Genomic DNA, 22,609 nt, shown 5'->3' with positions numbered 1-22,609 from the left:
AATTTGAATTGAGCGGTAAATGGATTCGTTTACCGCTCAATACAATGACTCACTGGGTGCAGTTAATCTAGAGGATTATTTAATTTCGCATACTAAACATTCCACATATAGGCCTTGTGGATCTGAGTAGTTAGTGAGTTGTCCGGCTTGTCGGCTCATTGTTGCTAACCAAGTCGCCATGCTACCATTAGGACTAATGTTGAGTTCTGTTAATACTTGTTTTGCAACAGATTGAGTGAACATAGACAGTAATCTATCGCGCTCACTACGGGGTGTTTGAATTAAAATTAATGAATCACTCGATACACCCGCTTTTTTAGCGGCAGACGCAATGGCATCATCAAGGCTGCCAAGGTTATCAATAAGGCCAAGATTGAGCGCATCGCTACCAGTCCAAACACGACCTTGAGCAACCTTATCAACTTCTTCTGTCGTCATATCTCGACCTTCAGCAACCACATTCAAGAAGTTGCTATAGCCATTTTCAACCGTCATTTGGATAATTTTAGCCATGTGCTCAGGCAGTTCTCGATTTACAGATAGCCCTGTGTAATCGGTTGTCCCGACACCATCACTGTAAATTCCCATCTTAGCGAGTAATTTTTCAGTTGTCGCAAATAGACCAAAGATACCAATTGAGCCGGTGATCGTGGTTGGTTTAGCCCAAATTTCATCAGCTGCTGAGGCTATCCAATAACCACCAGATGCGGCGACGCTACCCATAGACACTATCACGGGTTTACCCGATTTTTTCACTTCTAATAATGCGGTACGGATTTGTTCTGATGCAAATGCACTACCACCTGGACTGTCTATTCGTAGGACCAAGGCTTTGATTTGTTCATCGTCTTTCGCTTGTAGTAACAGCTTAGTCAGCGATTTTCCGCCAATCGCACCAGGAGGTTGATTACCATCTAAGATTTGGCCATTAGCAAAAATGATACCGACACCAGGCTTACTAGCAAAACCTTGTTCTTCAAACTGTGTAGGCAGAAGATTAAGGTAATCTAAAAACTCAACTTTGTCATACTTATCCGATTCGCTATTTAGCTTTTTAGCCAGATAATGAGAGATTTGTTCACGCGTTAATAGTTGGTCTACAAGTTTTTGTTTTAAAGCATATTGCGCAATGTTGCCATTGACTGATTGCAATTGTGCAATAAATATATCTGCTTTAGGTGCTACGTCGTCAGCGTTAATTAAGCGATTCTTAGCAACCGTGCTGGTGTAGGTATCCCAAAGTTGATTTAACCAGTTTAATTTAGCTTCTTTACTTTCTGCTGACATGTCACTACGTGTAAAGGGTTCAACAAATGATTTATAAGTGCCTACACGGAACACATGTGATGATAGATTGAGCTTATCAATGGCATCTTTGAAATAAAGACTATAACTACCATAACCTTGTAGTAATACACCACCTGCAGGATTTAACAGAATTTCATCCGCAAATGAAGCAAGGAAGTATTGTTCTTGGCTAAAGTAATCACCGTAAGCATAAATTGGCTTATTACTTTTTTTGAATTCAACTAATGCATCCGAAATATCCGTTAATTTCGTTAGACTCGCTGGTTTTAGCTGTGCGAGATCTAAGATTAGTGCGCTAATGGCATTGTCTGTCTTCGCGCTGTTAATGACGCTAACAACGTCTGAAATAGCAATTTCATTAATGACATTTTGAGAATCAACAAGTTCACCAATAACTTTGTCGAATGGATCAACTAATTTTGGTTGATCAACGAGAACACCGTTTAAGTTGAGAACCAAAGCGGTATTATCTGCGAATGTGACGGGAGCATCTTTTTGCTGCTGCAAAGCAATAATAATAATTGCTATAAAAGAAATGAAAAACAGGTTTAAGATTAAATTACGCGTGAATGTAATCGAACGACCTATTTTAGAAAGAATGAATCCGAGTAGTGAGAATAATTTTCTCATTATTATATTCCTAGTAAACCCAATGGGATTAGACTGTTATGGATGTTATTTTGTATATTAAGCCATAAATCTAGTTTAGATTAAAGCACTTAGAATATGGAGGTGTGACAATACGTAGCGGATCTAGTTCTCATTAATAATAAATAATGACAAATTAAGCTTAGTGTAAACACGACGAAATGTATTGTTAAGTGTTGAAATTCAACGAAATCATTAATTTATGACTACACTTGTACGCTGTATTAGTTAAAATAGCGTTTGAAATGAACGATTAAATTAATTACTCTAAAATTAAAATAGATAACAATTATATAGCAATTGTGTAACCACTGGGAGTGGAGTTATGTCTGCAAGCAATTATCCGAATATGTTGGCACCGTTAGATCTGGGCTTTACAACATTGAAAAACCGAGTCTTGATGGGTTCGATGCATACAGGCTTAGAAGAAGAAAAAAATGGATTTCAAAAACTGGCTGCTTTTTATGCTGAACGTGCCAAAGGTGGAGTCGGGTTAATTGTGACGGGTGGTATTTCACCAAACCTACGTGGTCGCCTCATGCCACACGGTATGCAACTGTCTTATAAATGGCAAGCGAAGAAACATCAAGTCGTTACACAAGCTGTTCATGATAATGGCAGTAAAATTGCGCTACAAATTCTGCATGCGGGTCGTTATGCTTATCATCCATTTAGTGTGAGCGCGAGTAAAAAGAAAGCACCGATTAACCCGTTTACACCAAGAGCGATGTCCAAACGTTCTGTCCGTTGTACTATTTATGATTTTGCCAAAACCGCAGAACTGGCTAAGTTTGCTGGTTATGATGGTGTGGAAGTAATGGGTTCTGAGGGGTACCTTATCAATCAATTTATTTGTCGACGCAGTAATAAGCGTACTGATGAATGGGGTGGTAGTTATCAAAATCGTATGCGTTTTCCTATTGAAATTGTAAAAGCGATTCGTCAGCGTGTTGGTAATGATTTTATTATTATTTTCCGCCTTTCAATGCTTGATCTTGTTGAAGATGGTAGTACGTTTGAAGAAGCGGTTGAGCTTGCGAAAGAACTTGAAAAAGCCGGTGTGACGATTATTAATACGGGGATTGGCTGGCATGAAGCGCGTGTACCAACCATTGTAACCAGTGTACCTCGTGCCGCATTTAGCTGGGTAACAGAGAAAATGAAGGAGCACGTCAATGTTCCTTTAGTGACAACTAACCGTATTAATACACCAGAGGTTGCAGAACAGATTTTAGCTTCTGGGCAAGCGGATATGGTATCGATGGCACGTCCAATGTTGGCAGATCCTAACTTTGTAGAGAAAGCAGCAGCGGGTAAAGCAGATGAGATCAATACTTGTATTGCCTGTAACCAAGCATGTTTAGACCATGTATTTAAAGCGAAACGTGCATCTTGTTTGGTTAATCCACAAGCTTGTTTTGAAACTGAGCTAAAATTTGAAACTGCCTCAATATCAAAACGAATTGCGGTTGTTGGCGCGGGTCCGGCGGGTTTAGCATTTGCTTGTTATGCTGCTGAGCGTGGTCATAAAATTGATATTTTTGATAGCCGTTCAGAAATTGGTGGTCAATTCAATTATGCGAAACAGATCCCGGGTAAAGAAGAGTTTTACGAAACACTGCGTTATTATGCGAAACAAATCGAAGTACTTGGTATTAACTTACATTTAAATGAGTTAGTGACGGTTAAGACCCTGCAAGGTAAAGGGTATGATGATGTTGTTGTGGCAACGGGTATCAAACCAAGAACACCAGCCATTCCCGGTATTAAACATGAAAAAGTATTAAGTTACATTGAAGTGTTACGAGATCATAAGCCAGTTGGTAAACGTGTTGCTGTTATTGGTGCTGGTGGTATTGGCTTCGATGTTTCAGAATTCCTAGTTGAAGAAGAAGGCGCTTCACCATCGACCAATACTAAACGGTGGTTAAGCGAGTGGGGCGTAACAGAAGATAGTCAAACTGTCGGTGGTCTAACACCAGCTAAAAATACTGCGCCAGCGCGTGAAGTATTTTTATTACAACGAAAAGATACTAAAGTCGGTGCTGGCCTAGGTAAAACAAGTGGCTGGGTACACAGAGCAACACTGCAGAAGAAAAATGTAGAAATGATCAAAGGCGCTTCTTATGACCTTATTGATGATCAAGGTTTACATATTACCGTTGATGGTGTGAAAAAAGTATTAGATGTTGATAATGTGATCTTATGTGCTGGACAAGAACCTTTTAGAGAATTGTTTGAGCAACTGCAATCTGAGAAAGTGAAAACACACCTTATTGGTGGCGCATTTGAAGCGGGTGAACTTGATGCTAAACGTGCAATTCGTCAAGGTGCTGAACTTGCCGCGTCGATTTAACGTTAGTTTAATACGCATTTAATACTAATATAAGACAATCAAAGTTGCTGTTGTAGCGACTGTTATTATTAAAAGAAGCCCATCTTATGTATGGGTTTTTTTGATCCTAATAAATTAATCACTTGATATTTTATTGACTACATTGAATACTTTAGCTATCACTCATTGTTCAAAGTAGTAAATAATGGACGCAATTGACCTATTAATAAATCGCCATTCTTGTAATCAGCTTATCGCACCTGCCCCAAGTGGTGAAGCATTAGATAACATTATTAATGCTGGATTACGTGCACCTGATCACGGTGGATTAACCCCTTGGCGTTTTATTATCACCGAAGGTGAAGGTTTAAACACTTTATCGCACTATTTTCAAGATGCGGCATTTAATCTAGGAAAAGTGGAGAAAGATGTATTAAAGGCGGCAAATGCACCGTTTCGAGCACCGCAAATTATTACTGTTATTGCTAGAATTGAAGATCATCCAAAAATCCCGGAGTCGGAGCAGTTAATGTCAGCAGGTTGTGTGGTCATGGCAATGCAAATGGCAGCGCAAGCACAAGGTTTTAATGGTATTTGGCGTACGGGCTGGTTTGCTTATGATAGCCATATAAAACAAAAGCTTGAGTTAGAAGAAAAAGATGAAATTGTTGGTTTTTTATATTTAGGTACTCCCGACGTATCATGCAAAAAAATTCGTCAATTAAACACTGATAATTTTGTTACGCGAATGGATAATTAACACTATTGAGTTTGGAATTAGTACTTAAATAAAAACTGAGGAATTAAGATGACAACAGACTATCCGAAAGGACATTTACTCAGTGTACAATTTCCACTTTACCATCATGTTGGTATCTCGGATGGTTGTGGTCATGTTTATGAAAATTCGCGTGCACGATCTGGCCGTGGCTTGGTTAGCTTGCTTGATTTTTCTGATGATAAAGACATTATCGACCATGGTTTTTTACCTGGGAGTTTACCTGCCAGTGAGATCATCAAAAATGCCAAGCAATTGATTGCAGATAAAAAGCGTTATCATCTGCTGAAAAACAATTGTGAACATTTCGTACACGAGGTTTGCGGTGTTAAAATCACTAGCCCGCAGTTACGTCGAGCCTTAATTTTAATTGCTACCTTGTTAGTTGATCGCTGCTCAAGTGGTCGACTACGCTCTGCACTACTGTGGGGTATCGCCTCGCAATTATCGCATTTAAATGAGGCGTCACTGTCTTGGTGGAAACATGCTCTTTTTACATCAACCGGATTTTGGTTAGTATTATTAACGAATAGTAATCAAGATATTGAAGATAAAACCCCTGATTAATACCTCTTTATATCTAGTTTCTGTCCTTTAAGTGCTCACTTCTTTAGTAAGCGCTTTCTAGTTATTTTCTCTATAATATCGACCATTAGACTTAACACTCGTCAGGGTTCTAACTTAGCGAGTAAGGTGAATTGTGGGTAACATTGAAATCATTCGCGATCATAGTTTGCCACATCAGCAAATTATCCGCATCGCAGACAAAGTTATGCTTGATATAGCAGAAGAGTATGGCCTTACACTTAAATGGAAAGGTGATAAACTTCATATTAAGCATGCACATACCAGAGGGTATTTACATGCTGATTCAGAAAGTATCAAAATTAAATTAAAATTGGGGATACTGTTATTTCCTGTTAGTTTTGTTTTAAAAAAAAGCATTGAAGAAACGCTTGATGAACTGCTGCCAAGTGCAGCGTGTTCACATAAATAAAGTATGACTAAGGCTTGATATTATGGAACAATTATCACTGGTTGAAACCTCATTTTTATTAAGTGAGAGTACAGCAAGTCCTAAGCATTTTTCAGGACTGCAAATATTTGAACCGCCAAAGGACTATGAAGGTAATTTTGCGCGCGATCTCTTTCAAAAATTGATTATGGATCCGGCTGTTGCCACCCCGTTTAACTTTAAGCTTAAAAAAAGCATTGGCGGCTTGTATTATTGGGTCCATGATAGTCAATTTGATTTTAATTATCATATCCGCATGTCAATGTTACCGGGTGATGGTTCTGATGAACAATTACGTGATTTAGTTGAACGTTTACATTCACATCTAATCGATCGAACACGCCCGTTATGGGAGGTTTATCTTATCGAAGGGCTATCGGACGATCGTTTTGCTATCTTCACCAAAATTCATTATGCAATGGCAGATGGTAAAATGGCAAATAGTTGGCTGTCTGGGTATTTACAAAATGATCAATCAGTAAATGACTACCGTCCATTTTGGCAGATCCCATCTTTCCGTCCTGGTTATAAAGAATCCGCGGGTGTGATTGAAAATGCGTTATCAGCTTATATGAGCGGACTAAAGCAGCTAAAATCAATACCAGGCCTTGTCAAACTTGGTACACGCATGGGGTTAAAATTTCTACATCTACGTGACAAAGGACCTGCATTACCATTTTGTGCACCAAGGACGCCATTTTCTGTCCCTGCGACGCGATCTCGTATTGTCTCTTTTGGTCGTTTACCTTTTGAAAAAATGCGTTCAATTAGTAAGATAACAGGGGTAACGTTGAATGACGTGATCTTATGTTGCGTTGATATCGGCCTTAACCGTTATTTAAAAGAAAAGGGCATCTTATTACGCAAGCCGTTAGTTGCTCAGGTTCCTGTTCGTATTGGTAATGGACGTAGAAATGCATTAACAGGCGTTGAATTGGGTAATATTGATGCTGATGCATTAGATCATTTAGAAACTATTTTTAAACGTACGAGCAGTGTGAAAGAAGATTTATTCAGTTTACCTGCAGAATCGGTGGTTAATTTTTCATTACTGATCCAAGCAACAGCGTCTATTTCCGAATGGTTGGGTATATCAAAGTTCTTACCCCCATTAGGTTCAGTGCTGGTATCGAATGTGCGTGGACAGCAAGAGTTTGCTTACCTAGCTGGCGCTAAATTAACAGAAGTGTATCCTGTGTCAGTACTTTCTGCAGGTACGGCATTAAACATTACGCTGTATAGCTATCATGAAAACGTGTTTTTTGGTCTAGTCGGTTGTAAGAATGAATTACCTGATTTAGATATGCTATCTCGTCATGTTGAAGCTGCCTGTGACATTCTATCCGATGAAATCCTCGACAATGCCAAGCAACACTCAGTGCTAATCTCTTCACGGTAAATATAAAGATGGTGACTAGGTCACCATCTTTATCTATCCCTTCTGCTTATTTTATGCTACTTTTTGTAAGTTACAGATTTGTTACATAAAGATGTAACTTATAAAATATAAATTCCATTGTTAGTTCTATGTCTTAGGAAAAGTACCTAATTTGTATTGCTATATTTTTACACGTATAAATTTTGTTCGAGGTTACTTTGATTAGTTGGCAAGCTAAGGCGCTGAATTTATTTTTGAAAAACACAGTGAAGCGTTCGATTGAAAATACCAAAGACGTGCATAAATTACGTTTTCAAATGCGAGCATTAGACAAATTTGTATTCGGAACTAGCTCTAAAATTGAACGTTCACAATCCATGCGTGCTGGCACTTTGTGTGATGAGATCAAAGTTAAGTTCTCTACGAGTAAGAAAAAATTATTATATGTACATGGTGGCGCTTTTGTATTTAAAACACCGGGATTACATCATAATTTGATAGCACGTTTAGCTGAACCATTAGATTTACACGCGATTATTCCTGATTATCCACTTGCCCCTGAACACCCTTTTCCGGCTGCACTTAACAGTTGTTATGCTGTTTACCAGTCATTATTAGATGACGGTACCTTACCCGAAGACATCGTTGTCGCGGGAGATTCTGCGGGTGGTAATATTGCGCTATCTTTATTGTTACGCGCTAAACGTAATGGCTTGCCGATGCCGAGTTGCGGTGTATTATTATCACCGGTGGCTGATATGACTCAAAGTGGCTTATCTTCTGTGGAAAACCGTTATAGTGATGCACTGTTTAGTCTAGAAGTGATGCTACATTGTCGAAACCTGTATTTAGAGGGGGATAATACCGATCTGCATAACGATGAGATTTCACCGTTATTTGGTGACTTCACTGGTTTTCCTCCTTTTATGTTCCATGCTGGAAGTGCCGAACTAATGCGTGATGATTCAACTCGACTTGCTGACTTTATGCAAGCCAAGGGCGTTGATTCTCATTTACAAATATGGCACCAGATGCCGCATGTATTTCCATTATTTGAGCAGCTTCCTGAAAGTAAGGCGGCGCTGATTCAAATTGTAGACTTTATAAATAAGCATCTAAATAAGTCTTAAACAGGGTTGTTTCATCATTTAATAAAATCAAATCATAACGTATCCATAGAGACTAGGTGTTTTCACGTTATATAGCATCTTGAAGTAACTTGGAATAACAGTCAAAAAAAAGGCGAGTAAGATAAATAATTATCTCACCAGCCTTTTTGTTTTAAGTGGTTAGCTTTCTATTTTAAAAACTAACTATACACTTAAATTAGAATTCAGCTGTACGTGGTGCACGTGGGAAAGGAATTACGTCACGGATATTTTGCATACCAGTTACATAAGACACTAAACGTTCGAAGCCTAGACCGAAACCAGAATGTGGTACTGTACCAAAACGGCGTAGATCACGGTACCACCAGTAATCTTCTTTGTTTAGGCCCATTTCTTCCATACGCTTATCAAGCATATCTAAACGCTCTTCACGTTGGCTACCACCGATGATTTCACCGATGCCTGGTGCAAGTACGTCCATCGCTGCAACTGTTTTACCGTCATCATTCATACGCATGTAGAATGATTTGATATCTTTCGGGTAGTTTTTAACAACAACAGGTGCTTTGAAGTGTTCTTCAGCAAGGTAACGTTCGTGCTCAGAAGACATATCGATACCCCAAGAAACTGGGAATTCGAATTCTTTACCGCATTCTTCTAAGATTTTAATTGCGTCAGTGTAATCAATTTGAGCAAAGTCAGAATCTACAAAGCTTTCTAAGCGAGAAATAGCGTCTTTATCGATACGTTGTGCAAAGAACTGCATATCATCCATACGCTCTTCTAGTACAGCTCTAAAGCAATACTTAAGCATATCTTCAGCTAGTTTTGCAGCATCGTCTAAATCAGCAAACGCAATCTCAGGTTCAACCATCCAGAATTCTGCAAGGTGACGCGTTGTGTTTGAGTTTTCAGCACGGAAAGTTGGACCGAAAGTATAAACTTTACCAATCGCACAAGCATACGTTTCAGCGTTAAGTTGACCAGATACCGTTAGAAAGGTTTCTTTACCAAAGAAGTCTTCGTTGTAATCAACGTCACCTTTATCAGTTAAAGGCAGGTTATTCATATCCAGTGTACTTACACGGAACATTTCACCAGCACCTTCACAATCACTACCAGTGATAAGTGGTGTGCTTAACCAGTTATAACCATTTTCATGGTAAAAGCGGTGAATAGCTTGTGATAAACAGTTACGAACACGCATAACGGCACCCATTACGTTAGTACGGCCACGAAGGTGAGCGTGTTCACGAAGGTATTCAATGCTGTGACGTTTTGCTGACATAGGGTAAGTATCAGGGTCTTCTACTAAACCAAGTACAATTACTTCTGTTGCTTGGATTTCGAATGCTTGACCTTTACCAGGTGATTCAACTACTTCACCTGTAATTTCAACTGAACAACCTGCCGTAAGACTTAATACGTCGTCTGAGTAGTTCGGTAAATCTTTGCTTACAACTGCTTGGATAGGATCGAAACACGAACCATCGTAAACGGCTAGAAAAGAGATTCCAGCTTTAGAATCACGGCGTGTGCGGATCCAGCCTTTCGTTGTAACTGTGCTGCCTACCGGGAATTTACCGGCAAAAATATCTTTAATTGACGTATGCGTCATAGGATTATTGCTCTCCAGCATAAAAAGCTCTTGCTGAGCGAATGATGATTATTTAAGTAAGGTTATATTACCTTTGCAATTGCAGGATACAAGTAAAAACAATGAAAAATCATTTTGTTTGCTTATTATTTAGTAAATTAACACTGATAATCGCAAATGGTTGAGGATTCTAATGGTAATTAATTTGTTTTTTCTTTTGTTGCAGTAAACGGGCTTGGTTTAAAATGCTGCGATTCAATTTAATTGGAGGAGTGCCTGCAGGGCTGATTTCGCGTTGCTTTAACGTTTGTTGTAATTTATCAAAATAACTTGATTCACTAATATTATTATCGAGCATCAAGTTGTAGCGCTCTGACAACCCTTGTGTACCAGTTGCATGTTCAAGTTTATTGATGATTTTATGCTCAAATTGAGCTTCCTGTATATAACCTTTGATACTGCTAAGGGGCTCAATTATTTTAATATAAAGAATATACGAGATAGTGAAAAAACTAATTAGACTTAAGCTGAATATCAATAAATTATTGAGCATAAATGACCCCACAAACTAAGATTAAATTAATGTAACAAACTTAATATTCCGTTTGTTACATTAACAATAATGAAGTACGCAGGTCATAAACACAGACTTGGTACCCATAGTTTAGCAAAGACTATTTTGACTATATTGCAAGTGAAAACAGGATAAAGCTAAATACATATTGGTTAATACGTTATTCAGCCCAAATGTCAGCATCAAGTACTTGTCTGATCACATGGCATAATGTGATGAGTTCTGAATCTGAAATGATGTAAGGGGGCATAATATACAAGAGTTTCCCAAAAGGTCTGATCCATACACCCAATTCAACAAATAATACTTGTGCTTTAGCCAGATCAATTGCTTGTTTAGTTTCTATAACGCCAATACTGCCTAGCACACGTGCATCTGCAACATTTTGATGTGCGACGAGCGGGAGTAATGTTTGCTGTAACTGATCTTCTATTCGTTTAACTTGTTGCTGCCAATTACTTGCCATTAATAAATCGATACTGGCATTTGCCACTGCACAGGCTAATGGGTTACCCATAAATGTAGGCCCGTGCATTAATACGCCACTTGGCCCATTACTGATTGTTTCTGCTACATGGCGAGTGGTTAATGTTGCCGCTAATGTCATGTAACCGCCTGTGATGCCTTTACCCAAACACATGATGTCAGGTGTGATACCTGCATGTTCACAAGCAAATAATTTTCCTGTTCGACCAAAACCTGTCGCAATTTCATCGGCAATCAGTAACACCTTATAACGCTCGCACAGTAATTTTGCTTGGCGTAAAAATTCGGGGTGATAGAATTTCATACCGCCAGCACCCTGCACGATAGGTTCTAAAATAAGCGCCGCTATGTGTTGATGGTTTTCTATTAATGCTTGCTCTAGATCTTGCATGGCGCTCTGCTGCCATTGCTCATTAAATTTGATGCTTGGTGTATTAATAAAGAACTGTGGCGCTAAAAATCCTGTAAACAATTCGTGCATGCCATTATCTGGATCGCAAACTGACATCGCGCCAAATGTATCCCCGTGATAACCATTACGTATGGTGACAAATTTCTTCTTCGTCGGTTGTTGATGGTGCCAATATTGAATTGCCATCTTCATTGCGACTTCAACACTGACTGACCCTGAATCTGACAAGAACACACATTCGAGACCATCGGGTGTTATGTCGACTAATTTTTTGCATAAATTAATTGCCGGATCATGGGTTATGCCACCAAACATCACATGTGACATTTTACTCGCTTGTTGTTGCATTGCTTGATTTAGCGCTGGCACGTTATAGCCATGTATTGATGCCCACCAAGAAGACATGCCATCGATTAATCGCGTACCGTCATTCAACGTTAGATAAACACCTTCAGCACTATCAACGTGATAACAAGGTAATGGTTTTGTCATCGATGTATAAGGGTGCCAGATGTGTTGCTGGTCGAACTTCATTGATTTGCTGTGTGTTTTTTGAGTCATTGTAAACCTTTGTTTTGGCATTTGGTTGACCTTGCGGCTATGCTGGATAGACTAATCGAGTTTAAGAACAAATTCAAATAAAGGATTTTAGATGACTAACAGCGTTCGCCATGATTGGCAAGTTGATGAGATTGAAGCACTATTTAACCAACCGTTTAATGATTTGATGTTTCAGGCTCAAACGGTTCATCGTCAGCATTTTGATCCAAACAGTGTGCAAATCAGTACGTTGTTATCAATCAAGACAGGTGCTTGCCCTGAGGATTGTAAGTACTGCCCACAGAGCGCTCGCTATACAACGGGTATTGAAAAAGAGCGCTTGATGCAAGTAGAAACCGTGCTTAAACGCGCAGCCGAAGCGAAAGATAATGGTGCAAGTCGTTTCTGCATGGGTGCGGCTTGGAAAAATCCACATAAGCGTGATATGCCGTATTTAATTGATATGGTTAAAGGCGTTAAAGCAATGGGACTGGAAACTTGCATGACGTTAGGCATGTTAGCGCCGGAACAAGCACAATCTCTTTCTGCAGCGGGCTTAGACTATTACAACCATAACTTAGATACGTCAGAAGAATACTACGAACAGATTATTACCACGCGTACCTACCAAGATCGTTTAAATACCTTAAACCATGTTCGTGAAGCAGGGATGAAAGTATGTTCTGGTGGCATTGTCGGAATGGGCGAGCAACAACTCGATCGTATTGGATTGCTTAAATCATTGGCTAATTTACCGCATCACCCTGAAAGTGTGCCAATTAACATGTTAGTTAAAGTGGCAGGAACACCGCTTGAAGATACGCCTGATTTAGACGAATTAGAGTTTGTACGTACTATTGCTACTGCTCGTATCTTAATGCCGAAATCGTATGTACGATTATCTGCTGGTCGTGAAGCGATGAGTGAACAAACGCAAACGTTATGTTTTATGGCTGGTGCAAATTCTATTTTCTACGGTTGCAAGTTGTTAACAACGGACAATCCAGATGAAGACAGTGATAAGCGTTTATTTAAGAAACTGGGATTGCATCCTGCACGTATCCGTGAAGCCAGTGATGAAGCACAATCAGCGCAGTTACTCGATGAAATAGCAGAGCAGGCGTCACCATCACTATTTTATGATGCGACAATTGTTGATACAAATAATGTTGATACAACGAGTGTTGCACATTAATGGCTTTTGAATTCATTACACAAGCATTACGCCAGCAGCAAACCGATTCTTTGTTACGTTCGCGAACGGTCTGTAATGGTACGATAAATTTTTCTGCTAATGATTATTTAGGGTTATCGACACATCCGGAACTAATCAGTGCTTGGCAGAGCGGGGCAAACGAATATGGCGTTGGTAGTGGCGGCTCTTTTTTAGTCACGGGTTATACTAACGCTCATGCCGCCCTGGAAGAAAAATTAGCTGAAATAACAGGCTATGAATCGAGTTTGCTATTTAATTCAGGCTACAGTGCCAACCAAGCGCTAATTAAAGTCTTGTTAGATAAACATGATTTACTGGTTCAAGATAAGCTTAATCATGCTTCGTTAATTGAAGCGGGTGTTTATTCGCCTGCGACCATGAAACGTTTTAAACATAATGACAGTGAGCATCTTGCACAAATTCTGACTCAAAACCGCTATCAACATACGAATTCACTCGTGGTAACGGAAGGTGTATTTAGCATGGATGGTGATACGCCTGATTTACAGGCGATTAGTCAGCAATGTAAAGCGCATGACAGCTGGTTGTTAGTGGATGATGCTCATGGTTTTGGTGTTCTTCCAAAGGGACAAAATAGCCTAAAACAGCATAGCTTATTAGCCCATGATGTTGATTTGTATATGGCGACGTTTGGAAAGGCAGTTGGTGTATCGGGGGCATTTGTAGCGGCTTCCAAAGACGTTATCGAATATCTGGTTAATTTTTCAAAACCGTATATTTACTCGACGGCGATGCCCGCTGCAATGGCAGTATGTATTGATAAAGCATTGACGATTATGGCAACTGAGAGATGGCGTGTTGCGCATTTAAGTCAACTTATCACTTATTTTAAACAACAATGTTTTTTACGTAATATCGTCCTAATGCAGTCTGATACCGCGATTCAACCACTTATCATTGGTGATGCTAATAGGGCTATGAAGATCAGTCAATATTTAGCGGGTAAAGGGTTGTTAGTCAAAGCCATTCGACCGCCAACGGTACCACAGGGGTCATCTCGTTTGCGTATTACCTTATCTGCGAATCACAGTATTGAAGATATTGATTTATTACTGACCTGTCTAAAGGATGCGCTAGATGATAGTGCTGGAGGTATAGCATGATTGATAAGAATGCTGTTGCACGTTGTTTTGGTAAAGCCGCAGCGAGTTATGATCAGCATGCACTCTTACAGCGGTTATCGAGTGATAAGTTACTGCAGTACTTACCTACGGTGCCAAACATGGTGAATACCTACGCGACGACTGTCGATCTTGGTTGTGGGAGCGGGGCATTATTATCAACATTGGCAGAGTGTAGTGAAAATTTGATTGCGGTTGATTTATCCTTTGGGATGCTTACCCACGCTAGAGGTCATCATCAATTAGCCACGCCTACTTATTGGCTTAATGGTGATGCTGAGGCGTTACCATTGCAGTCGGATAGCATTGATTTATGCGTCTCTAACTTGGCATTACAGTGGTGTGATGATTTAGCTATGCCGTTAATTGAAACATCACGTTGCTTAAAACGAGGTGGTTTGATGCTATTCAGCACCTTAGTCTCGGGGAGTCTTGATGAACTGACGCAATCGTGGGCAGCCGTTAATAAGCATCGTCATGTAAATCGTTTTCTGTCTGAAGGTGAAATTAAAGCCGCGTTATTAAAATCGGGTTTGAGTGTTGAAAGTTTTCAAATTGAAATTCAAACGATGCATTACTCTAGTGTTAAAGAGGTCATGTTAAGTCTAAAAGGCATTGGCGCCAACCATGTCCACAATAAAAACGTGAAACCGACAACGCAGGGTGACCTGCGTGCATTCAAAGCCAACTATGAAACATTACGTGATAACCAAGGCTTGTTGCCGCTTAGCTATAAATTAGCTTACTGTTTATTGCGGAAACGTTAATACACCTGAACTAAAGACATTAAATTTAAGATACATTCATTTTAAGAACCGCTAATTTAAAACATGCTCATTTAAACAGAACACGAAAGGTATCAATGACAAATCATAGGAAAAAAGTATTTATTACCGGTACGGATACGGACGTTGGTAAGACGGTGATTAGCTGTGCGATCCTCGAGTATGCCAATAAGTTAGGCTTTAAAACGGTAGGGTTGAAGCCTATTTCTGCCGGTTGTGAATTAACCCCAGCGGGTTTACGTAATGAAGATGCCTTGTTATTACAGCAACATGCATCACATCATCTAGACTACGATATCATCAATCCCATTGCTTATCAGGAACCGATAGCACCGCATATCGCAGCACAGAAAAAAGGCGAGTTTATTGATCTTACGTTAGTCGATGCCGCTCTCACGAAGGTGCCGGATGATATCGATTTTACTGTTGTCGAAGGTGCTGGAGGCTGGCATCTTCCTATTGATAATAATCACTATTTTTCATCTTGGGTAGCTGAAAATAAGTTAGATGTTATTCTTGTAGTAGGGGTTAAGTTAGGTTGTTTGAATCATGCGATACTATCAGCGCAAGCGATTCAACATTCAGGCGCTAATCTTATTGGTTGGGTTGCGAACAGTTTGACGGTCGATATTGCTAATTATGATGAAATGATAGAAACATTAACGGTGTCATTACCTGCACCACTCATGGGAAAAATGCCTTATTTGTCATCAATTGGAGATAAACAGGAAAAACCAGCTAACTATTTGGATTTAACTTCTTATTTAGCGTTGTAAAGGATAATATACTTAGCCATAAATACCCCATTGAATGTTAATGAAAACGTATATTCCACAGTGGGTACTTTTATCGTGCGCTTATGTTAAGTGGGGCAAGGAGTACGTGTAATAATTAAAGGATGTGCAAGGCGTGGCTAAGATTGTTTTAAAGCAAGAAGATAAATTATCATTTAAATTGAATCACCTTATCCCGCAAGGTGGTTATCGTCGTGTCGATGTGTATTTTTTATTACCTAATGAGATGGGTATCAATCCGCAGACATTGACGGAAGAAGATTATTTCTATCGTGGCATTCAAGGTAAGCGCGCGTATTATTCTGAAGGTTTACACCTCCCGCTAGTACAAAGCCGTTTTGCAAGTCGAATGAAACGTTCTCCAGATGAATACCGTGTAAACTTAAATCTGTTTGCTTATCAATTTGCTAAAGCCTTCGAAAAAGATATCAGCAATATTCAGCAGCAAATCGAACCGCAATTATTCTATTCTGCGTTAATTGAGCTTAATGATGTCGCAAAATCGATTATTAAGAAGTTTCGTCGTAATGCCCCGTCAGATGAAAAATTAAAAGCTTACTTTAATAATGTGGATAATTATTTGTCATGGTTTAGTGAACAATGCTGCTATAAAGCGTTATCAAAACGGAAAAAGAACAATGAATTTCTTGATGAGCGGGCTGAAATTATAGGCTTTTGTCGTAGTGAAGCTAAGTACCGTTTAGAAAATGGCTATAATTCAGCAAATACCTTATTAGACCCGAATCGCATTGCCAATAAAATGCGTTTATTGCGTCGTTTGATTGAACATGGCGTGATCTTTAAAGAAGAAACTCAGCAATTGGGTAAACACCAACAAAAAATTGTAAAAGGTACTGCAACGTCACTCGTGATGGTGATTGTATTAAGCATGATTTTTTTTGCTCAAGGCGAATTGAAAGGTTTAACTTATGCTTTAATTGCTGTGTTATCGGTTATTTATGGCTTCAGGGAGATCTTTAAAGATGAATTTAATAACACGCTATGGCGTTGGATCCGTAAGGGACGCCCAAAATGGTCAAGAAATCTAATCGACACAACAAATAAACAAATTATTTCCAAGCAGCGTATATGGCTGGACTACATTAAACAGAGTAAATTACCAACCGTTGTACGTGACGTATTATATCGCCGTCGTCCGCAAAACAAGCAAGAATCAATTCTATTACACTATCGCCTTGATACTCGAGTGAGTAACAAAGGTTTCCAAGCTGGCTATGATCGTATGCAAGAGCAGATCTATTTTAGTGTGCGTCCACTTATTCGTTATTTAGAGCGTGGAACCGGTGCTGTCTATGCTGAAAGTGATGGCAAGATCAGTAAAGAAGCGATTGAAAGACGCTACCAAGTGAACGTGGTGGTTGGATTAAAAGATGATAGTGCTAAAGTCGTTTATCAGCGTCATAAAATAACAGTCAATCGATCTGGTATTCTTGATATTGAAGCCGCGGATATATTTAGTGAGATTCTTTAGCCGTGAAATTATATTTATTAGGCATTAAATCTATCGATAACCTAAAGCCTTTATGATCATTTAATCAAACGTTTGAATTATTATGATACTAAGCTCTTATTTTTGAATTAACATTGTTGCGAAAATGTTGCCTATGTGGAATATTTGTTGTATGTTTTCTGGTTTTTAATTTCAATCTTTAAACTATCTGTAATTATGAAATAATAAGCAAAGGAGTGCTGGCAATGGACGGACAAGGAGATGTTATTGGTGGTTGGCTTGTTGCGCTCTATAAAGCCTTACAATGGAAGGGGATAGAGCCTCTCGAACTGCTATCTAAATCAGATATTAACATGAATGAAATTACACATGTAGGCAGCCGTGTGCCAGTTAGTCTGTGTAACAAACTCTTTGAGCAATCTGTAGTGTTAACAGATGACCCACTATTACCAATCAAAATTAGCCAATGTATTGTCGCGACAACGTTTCATGCACTTGGTTATGCATTACAAGCATCCTCATCTTTACAAGATGCATTTACCCGTCTAGTTCATTATGACCGTGTTTTGAGTAGTACATGCCGCATTAATTTAAGCGAGGATGAAACGTATTGTTACCTTGCGTTAAACCTGAATGAGACCGAAAGTGATATTAATCGTATCGGCGATCAACTTGAATTAACCATGCTGCTGTCCATCATCAAAATATGTCGTGATCTTTCTAATCCTGGCTTTGCACCAATTAAGATATATACAACTGTCGACAGTCGTTGCCGCGAACAATTTGAAGCCCATACTGGATGTTCGATTGAATTTAGTTCAAGTAAATCTATGCTGGTAATGGATCGTGAATTGTTATCAAAACGCCTTCCTAATTTTGCGCCTGATCTCACGTTATTAAGTGATCGGGCGGCAGATGATTATCTCGCAGGGCTGACGAGTAATAATGTTGTAAGTAAAGTACGTTCAGAAGTCGTTTCACGGATGACGACAGGCATACCTAATATTGACCTGGTGGCTGAAAAATTAAATTTCAGTCAGCGTAGCTTACAGCGAAAATTAAATGATTCAGGGACGAGTTATAAAGACTTAGTTGAAAATATTCGTCAAACAATAGCCGAGCAACATCTTAATCAAAATCTCTTATCTTTGGGGGAAATAAGTTACTTATTGGGCTTTTCTAATGTGGCCAATTTTTCTCGTGCTTTTAAGCGCTGGAAAGGGATCACACCAGGTGCATATCGAGGAGAACATTACCATTCGTAAATAGTTGTTGGTTCACAACTGTTGAAGTGTTTATATCAAATGACGGCTATAACCATTTGATGAAAAATTTGGGGTCTTAGTGAAAAGACGTCGTAAACTTAAGGGATTAGGGAGTACAAATGCCAAGTATGGACAAAAAATTGTTGGCACTGTTATGTACATTAAGTTTACCAGTACACAGTGCAAGCGAGGAACAAGCGCTAAACACAGCAAACGGTTATGTAGATAATAATGTTCTACTGGTCGCAGCTGAAATGAATAGCCTTGTAGAGCAAAGTGTTTTTTTAGAAATTGATAATTATGCTAAGCGACAAATATTGGTTGGTGAGTACGGCCGTATTTTGGTTCGAGAGAATAGTAATTCCGCTTGGCTTCAGGCTAACGTGCCTGTGCAAACTACGATAACCGCAGTTGATTTTATTGATGATCAAGTGGCTTGGGCTGTGGGTCATCAAGGCGTCATATTAAAAACAACGGATGGTGGTCATAATTGGAATAAGGTTTTTGATGGTCTTCAATTAACGAGCCTACTGAAATCAAGTTTAGAAACTCAAGTTGCATTGTTAACTGCTGCATTTGAACGGGCCGAAATTGCGGGCATCGATGAAGATATGTTGGATGAACTTGAAATGCAACTTGATGATGCATCGTACAAATTAGAAGATTTAACGGTTAATTCTGGTATTGAAATTTCATTCTTTGATGTGCTATTTAGTACAGCAGATTATGGCCTTGTTATTGGCGCTTATGGTGCAATGTTAGAGACTAAAGATGGCGGTAATAGCTGGGAATATATCGGTTTTAAAGTGTCGAATCCTGAAGGTTTCCATCTTAATGCATTAACCGCAGACGCGGAAAATAATATTTATGTTATTGGTGAGGCTGGTTTTGGCATTGCAACGTCAGATCAAGGTCAAACTTGGCGTTCGTTAAATATTGATTACCCGGGTTCATTGTTTGGTATCGAAGTGCAAGGAAAGACACTCTACAGCTATGGATTACGTGGCAACATGTTTGCGTCGAAAAACCAAGGAGAAACTTGGCAACGCTTAGATACAGGTGTGACAAATCATATATTTTCTGCTGACTGGCTAAATAACAAGGAATTGTTATTAGTGGGGGCTGGTGGTCTAAAACTCGTTTATGATGGGCATGTCTTTAATGATATTTCAAAATCGAATCAACGTATTGATATCACATCAGTTAAAATAATTGATGATAATGTTGTTACAACGGGTCTCCGTGGTTGGCAAAGCAGTCTGAAAGATGAATTAGTACAGGGAGGTCTTAAATAACATGGAAAAACTTACTATTTGGATCGAAAAACAATTATTTGGTTTTAAATATGTGGTGTTTGCATTCATCGTATTGCTCACTGCTTTTTTAGCTTATAATGCAAGTTTAGTGAGACCAAGTGCATCATTTGAAAAAATGATCCCCGTGCAACATGAATATGTTCAAAACTACTTAAATTATAAACAAGAACTAGCGAGTCTAGGTAATAGTGTCCGTGTTGTTATTGAAAATGAAAATGGAGATATTTTCAATGCTGAATTTCAAGAACAGATGCGTACATTAAATGATGAATTGTTCTTTATTTCGGGCGTTGACCGTTCTGGGATGAAATCAATTTGGACTTCAAATGTGACTTGGGCTGAAGTCACTGAAGACGGTTTTGTCGGCGGTACGGTTATTCCGAGTGATTATGATGGTAGTCAGCGGACACTAGATAGATTACGCCGTAATGTGATGCTATCAGGGCAAGTTGGTTATTTAGTCGGTGATGATTTTAAATCGGCAGTATTCTTATTACCTTTAATGAGCATCAACCCTGAAACAGGTAAGCCATTAGATTATAATAAATTATCGAATACGTTAGAAGAAATACGCAGTAAATATGAAGTGGATGGCGTTAAGGTTCATATTACCGGATTTGCTAAGGTCGTCGGTGATCTTATTGCTGGTGCTTCAGAAGTGGTCATCTTTTTTATCACTGCAATTATCATTACGTTCGCTTTATTATACCTTTACAGTCGTTGCTTACGAAGCACGATAGTGACTGTTACTTGTGCACTGGTCGCGGTTATTTGGCAATTAGGATTACTTAATTTATTAGGGCAGGGACTCGATCCTTATTCTATGTTAGTGCCATTTTTGGTATTTGCGATTGCGGTAAGCCATGGTGTTCAGTTAATTAGTGCAATCGGTCAACATATGGCTGCTGGCAATAAAGCAGAACAAGCTGCGCGTCTGGCATTTAGAGCACTCGCAATTCCAGGTCTGATTGCATTGTTAAGTGATGGTCTTGGTTTTATTACCTTGAATGTGATTGAAATTCAGGTTATTCAAGATTTGGCCACTGCGGCGAGTGTGGGTGTTGCGGTTATTTTGTTAACGAACTTAGTGTTGTTACCTATTTTAATGTCTTGGACGGGAGTGTCTCCTTCGGGCATTAAATATTTGTTGGCGGAACAATCAAAGACGCCGCTAATTGTCACTGTGTTTAGTCGTTTTGCTGATGCAAAATGGGCTAAATCAGCATTAATATTTGGTGTGTTTTGTCTTGCTGTTGGTTTGTACCAAGGGCAATCATTAAAAATTGGTGATCTCGACGCTGGTGCGCCTGAATTACGTGCAGACAGTCGCTATAATTTAGATAATGCGTATGTTGCAAATAATTACCAAGCGAGCACTGACATCATGGTGTTAATGGTCGAGACTCCCGCAGAACAATGCAGTAGTTACCATACATTGAATGCAGTAAACCAATTACAAGCACATGTTGAAGGTATCCCTGGTGTGCAATCAACGCTTTCTGTGGCGACGATTGCTAAAAAAGCCATTGTGGGCATGAATGAAGGTAATCCCAAATGGCAGGGATTAAGTCCTAATCAATTAGTACTTAATGCTGCCGTAGGTCGTGCGCCTGCTGCGTTTATGAATAATACGTGTAGCATGTTACCGCTTATTATTTATCTTGATGATCATAAAGCGAATACACTCGAAACTGTGATTGCTGATATCACCGCTTATACAGCCGCGAATAAAACTGAAGGTGTTAATTTTGCGCTTGCGGCTGGTAATGCGGGTATTGAAGCGGCGACAAACAGCGTGATTGAGAAAGCCCAATATCAAATGTTGATGTGGGTATATGGCGTGGTTGGGGTGCTTTGCTTCCTGACATTCCGCTCAGTCAAAACACTCATATGTATTATTTTGCCTTTAGCACTGACCTCTATTTTAGGCCAAGCATTAATGGCTACATTAGGTATTGGCGTTAAAGTTGCCACATTACCTGTCATTGCATTAGGTGTGGGTATTGGTGTGGATTATGGCATCTACATTTATAGTCAGTTATCAGCCCGTTTAAAAATGGGTGATAATTTACAAGACGCTTATAAGTACGCATTATCTAGCACAGGTAAAGCGGTTGCATTTACTGGTGTTACCTTGGCTATTGGTGTGTGCACTTGGGTATTGTCACCCATTAAATTCCAAGCTGACATGGGCTTAATGCTTACTTTCATGTTTATCTGGAATATGATCGGTGCTTTATGTTTCTTACCCGCGCTTGCATGGCTGTTAAACATTGGTGGTAATACTCAAGCCTCTGTACCAAGTCAACAGAACCGTGTTGACGTAAATGAAAGCAACGCTGCGTGATCTAATGAATATATATTTACATCATTAGTCTTTTATAAAGGGCTGAGCTATTTAGTTCAGCCCTTACCATGTATACATGGTTAAAAAATAGTT

At 39.2% G+C, this 22,609-nt stretch carries 18 protein-coding genes; 14 read left to right on the top strand and 4 right to left on the bottom strand.

The genetic code is table 11. The features are described 5' to 3' along the window. Window positions 1–75: 75 nt before the first annotated feature. On the bottom strand, window positions 76–1,938 hold the full coding sequence (sppA, locus tag AKG98_RS07175) for a signal peptide peptidase SppA (protein ID WP_067043503.1): 1,863 nt from the start codon (window positions 1,936–1,938) through the stop codon (window positions 76–78). Window positions 1,939–2,281: 343 nt separating this feature from the next. Here sppA and AKG98_RS07170 point away from each other — a divergent pair, with 343 nt between their 5' ends. The 6 genes from AKG98_RS07170 (at window position 2,282) to AKG98_RS07145 (ending at window position 8,592) form a co-directional block, all read left to right on the top strand. Continuing rightward, window positions 2,282–4,312: an NADPH-dependent 2,4-dienoyl-CoA reductase gene (locus tag AKG98_RS07170; RefSeq protein WP_067043500.1), complete on the top strand. Its 2,031-nt coding sequence runs from the start codon at window positions 2,282–2,284 to the stop codon at window positions 4,310–4,312. A 184-nt stretch (window positions 4,313–4,496) separates the two neighbouring features. Continuing rightward, complete coding sequence (locus tag AKG98_RS07165) at window positions 4,497–5,051, top strand: NAD(P)H nitroreductase (RefSeq protein ID WP_067043497.1); 555 nt, start codon at window positions 4,497–4,499, stop codon at window positions 5,049–5,051. Window positions 5,052–5,099: 48 nt separating this feature from the next. After that, window positions 5,100–5,636, top strand: a complete 537-nt coding sequence (locus tag AKG98_RS07160) for a lecithin retinol acyltransferase family protein (protein WP_067043494.1) — start codon at window positions 5,100–5,102, stop codon at window positions 5,634–5,636. 133 nt (window positions 5,637–5,769) lie between these two features. Then, entirely contained in the window at window positions 5,770–6,066 is a 297-nt protein-coding gene (locus AKG98_RS07155) for a polyhydroxyalkanoic acid system family protein (protein ID WP_067043492.1), read from the top strand. A 22-nt stretch (window positions 6,067–6,088) separates the two neighbouring features. Then, window positions 6,089–7,483, top strand: coding sequence for a wax ester/triacylglycerol synthase domain-containing protein (locus AKG98_RS07150; protein WP_067043489.1), 1,395 nt, complete (start codon window positions 6,089–6,091; stop codon window positions 7,481–7,483). Window positions 7,484–7,716: 233 nt separating this feature from the next. Further along, entirely contained in the window at window positions 7,717–8,592 is an 876-nt protein-coding gene (locus AKG98_RS07145) for an alpha/beta hydrolase (protein ID WP_228140237.1), read from the top strand. Between the two features lie 196 nt (window positions 8,593–8,788). Here AKG98_RS07145 and asnS read toward each other — a convergent pair whose 3' ends face one another. From asnS to bioA, 3 genes are all read right to left on the bottom strand, one after another. Next, entirely contained in the window at window positions 8,789–10,189 is a 1,401-nt protein-coding gene (gene asnS, locus AKG98_RS07140) for an asparagine--tRNA ligase (protein WP_067045093.1), read from the bottom strand. Window positions 10,190–10,358: 169 nt separating this feature from the next. Beyond that, a complete protein-coding gene (locus AKG98_RS07135; RefSeq protein WP_067043482.1) occupies window positions 10,359–10,721 on the bottom strand; it encodes a hypothetical protein in 363 nt (120 codons plus the stop codon). 181 nt (window positions 10,722–10,902) lie between these two features. After that, window positions 10,903–12,201, bottom strand: coding sequence for an adenosylmethionine--8-amino-7-oxononanoate transaminase (gene bioA, locus AKG98_RS07130; RefSeq protein WP_067043479.1), 1,299 nt, complete (start codon window positions 12,199–12,201; stop codon window positions 10,903–10,905). A 91-nt stretch (window positions 12,202–12,292) separates the two neighbouring features. Here bioA and bioB point away from each other — a divergent pair, with 91 nt between their 5' ends. The 8 genes from bioB to AKG98_RS07090 all read left to right on the top strand — a co-directional run bounded on the left by bioB (window position 12,293) and on the right by AKG98_RS07090 (window position 22,516). Continuing rightward, window positions 12,293–13,375: a biotin synthase BioB gene (gene bioB / locus AKG98_RS07125; RefSeq protein WP_067043476.1), complete on the top strand. Its 1,083-nt coding sequence runs from the start codon at window positions 12,293–12,295 to the stop codon at window positions 13,373–13,375. Further along, a complete protein-coding gene (locus AKG98_RS07120) occupies window positions 13,375–14,520 on the top strand; it encodes an 8-amino-7-oxononanoate synthase (RefSeq protein ID WP_067043474.1) in 1,146 nt (381 codons plus the stop codon). The genes bioB and AKG98_RS07120 overlap by 1 nt, the downstream gene beginning before the upstream one ends. Further along, window positions 14,517–15,305 (top strand): malonyl-ACP O-methyltransferase BioC, encoded by a 789-nt coding sequence (bioC, locus tag AKG98_RS07115; RefSeq protein ID WP_067043471.1) that lies wholly within the window; start codon window positions 14,517–14,519, stop codon window positions 15,303–15,305. Before AKG98_RS07120 ends, bioC begins: the two co-directional genes overlap by 4 nt. 95 nt (window positions 15,306–15,400) lie before the next feature. Continuing rightward, window positions 15,401–16,099 carry a dethiobiotin synthase gene (bioD, locus tag AKG98_RS07110; protein WP_067043468.1) on the top strand — a complete coding sequence of 233 codons (699 nt, stop codon included), beginning with the start codon at window positions 15,401–15,403 and terminating at the stop codon, window positions 16,097–16,099. A gap of 133 nt (window positions 16,100–16,232) precedes the next feature. Then, on the top strand, window positions 16,233–17,609 hold the full coding sequence (locus AKG98_RS07105) for a hypothetical protein (RefSeq protein WP_067045090.1): 1,377 nt from the start codon (window positions 16,233–16,235) through the stop codon (window positions 17,607–17,609). Between the two features lie 224 nt (window positions 17,610–17,833). Continuing rightward, the gene (locus AKG98_RS07100; RefSeq protein ID WP_067043465.1) at window positions 17,834–18,853 is read left to right on the top strand and encodes an AraC family transcriptional regulator; all 1,020 of its coding nucleotides are present in this window, start codon (window positions 17,834–17,836) and stop codon (window positions 18,851–18,853) included. A gap of 119 nt (window positions 18,854–18,972) precedes the next feature. Then, window positions 18,973–20,148, top strand: a complete 1,176-nt coding sequence (locus AKG98_RS07095) for a YCF48-related protein (protein ID WP_067043463.1) — start codon at window positions 18,973–18,975, stop codon at window positions 20,146–20,148. Between the two features lies 1 nt (window position 20,149). After that, entirely contained in the window at window positions 20,150–22,516 is a 2,367-nt protein-coding gene (locus AKG98_RS07090; RefSeq protein WP_067043460.1) for an RND family transporter, read from the top strand. The last annotated feature ends 93 nt before the right edge of the window (window positions 22,517–22,609 follow it).

Origin of the sequence: Moritella sp. JT01 (assembly GCF_001574435.1) — a bacterium.
Lineage (GTDB): Bacteria > Pseudomonadota > Gammaproteobacteria > Enterobacterales > Moritellaceae > Moritella.
This window is presented reverse-complemented; position numbering and strand designations above follow the sequence as displayed.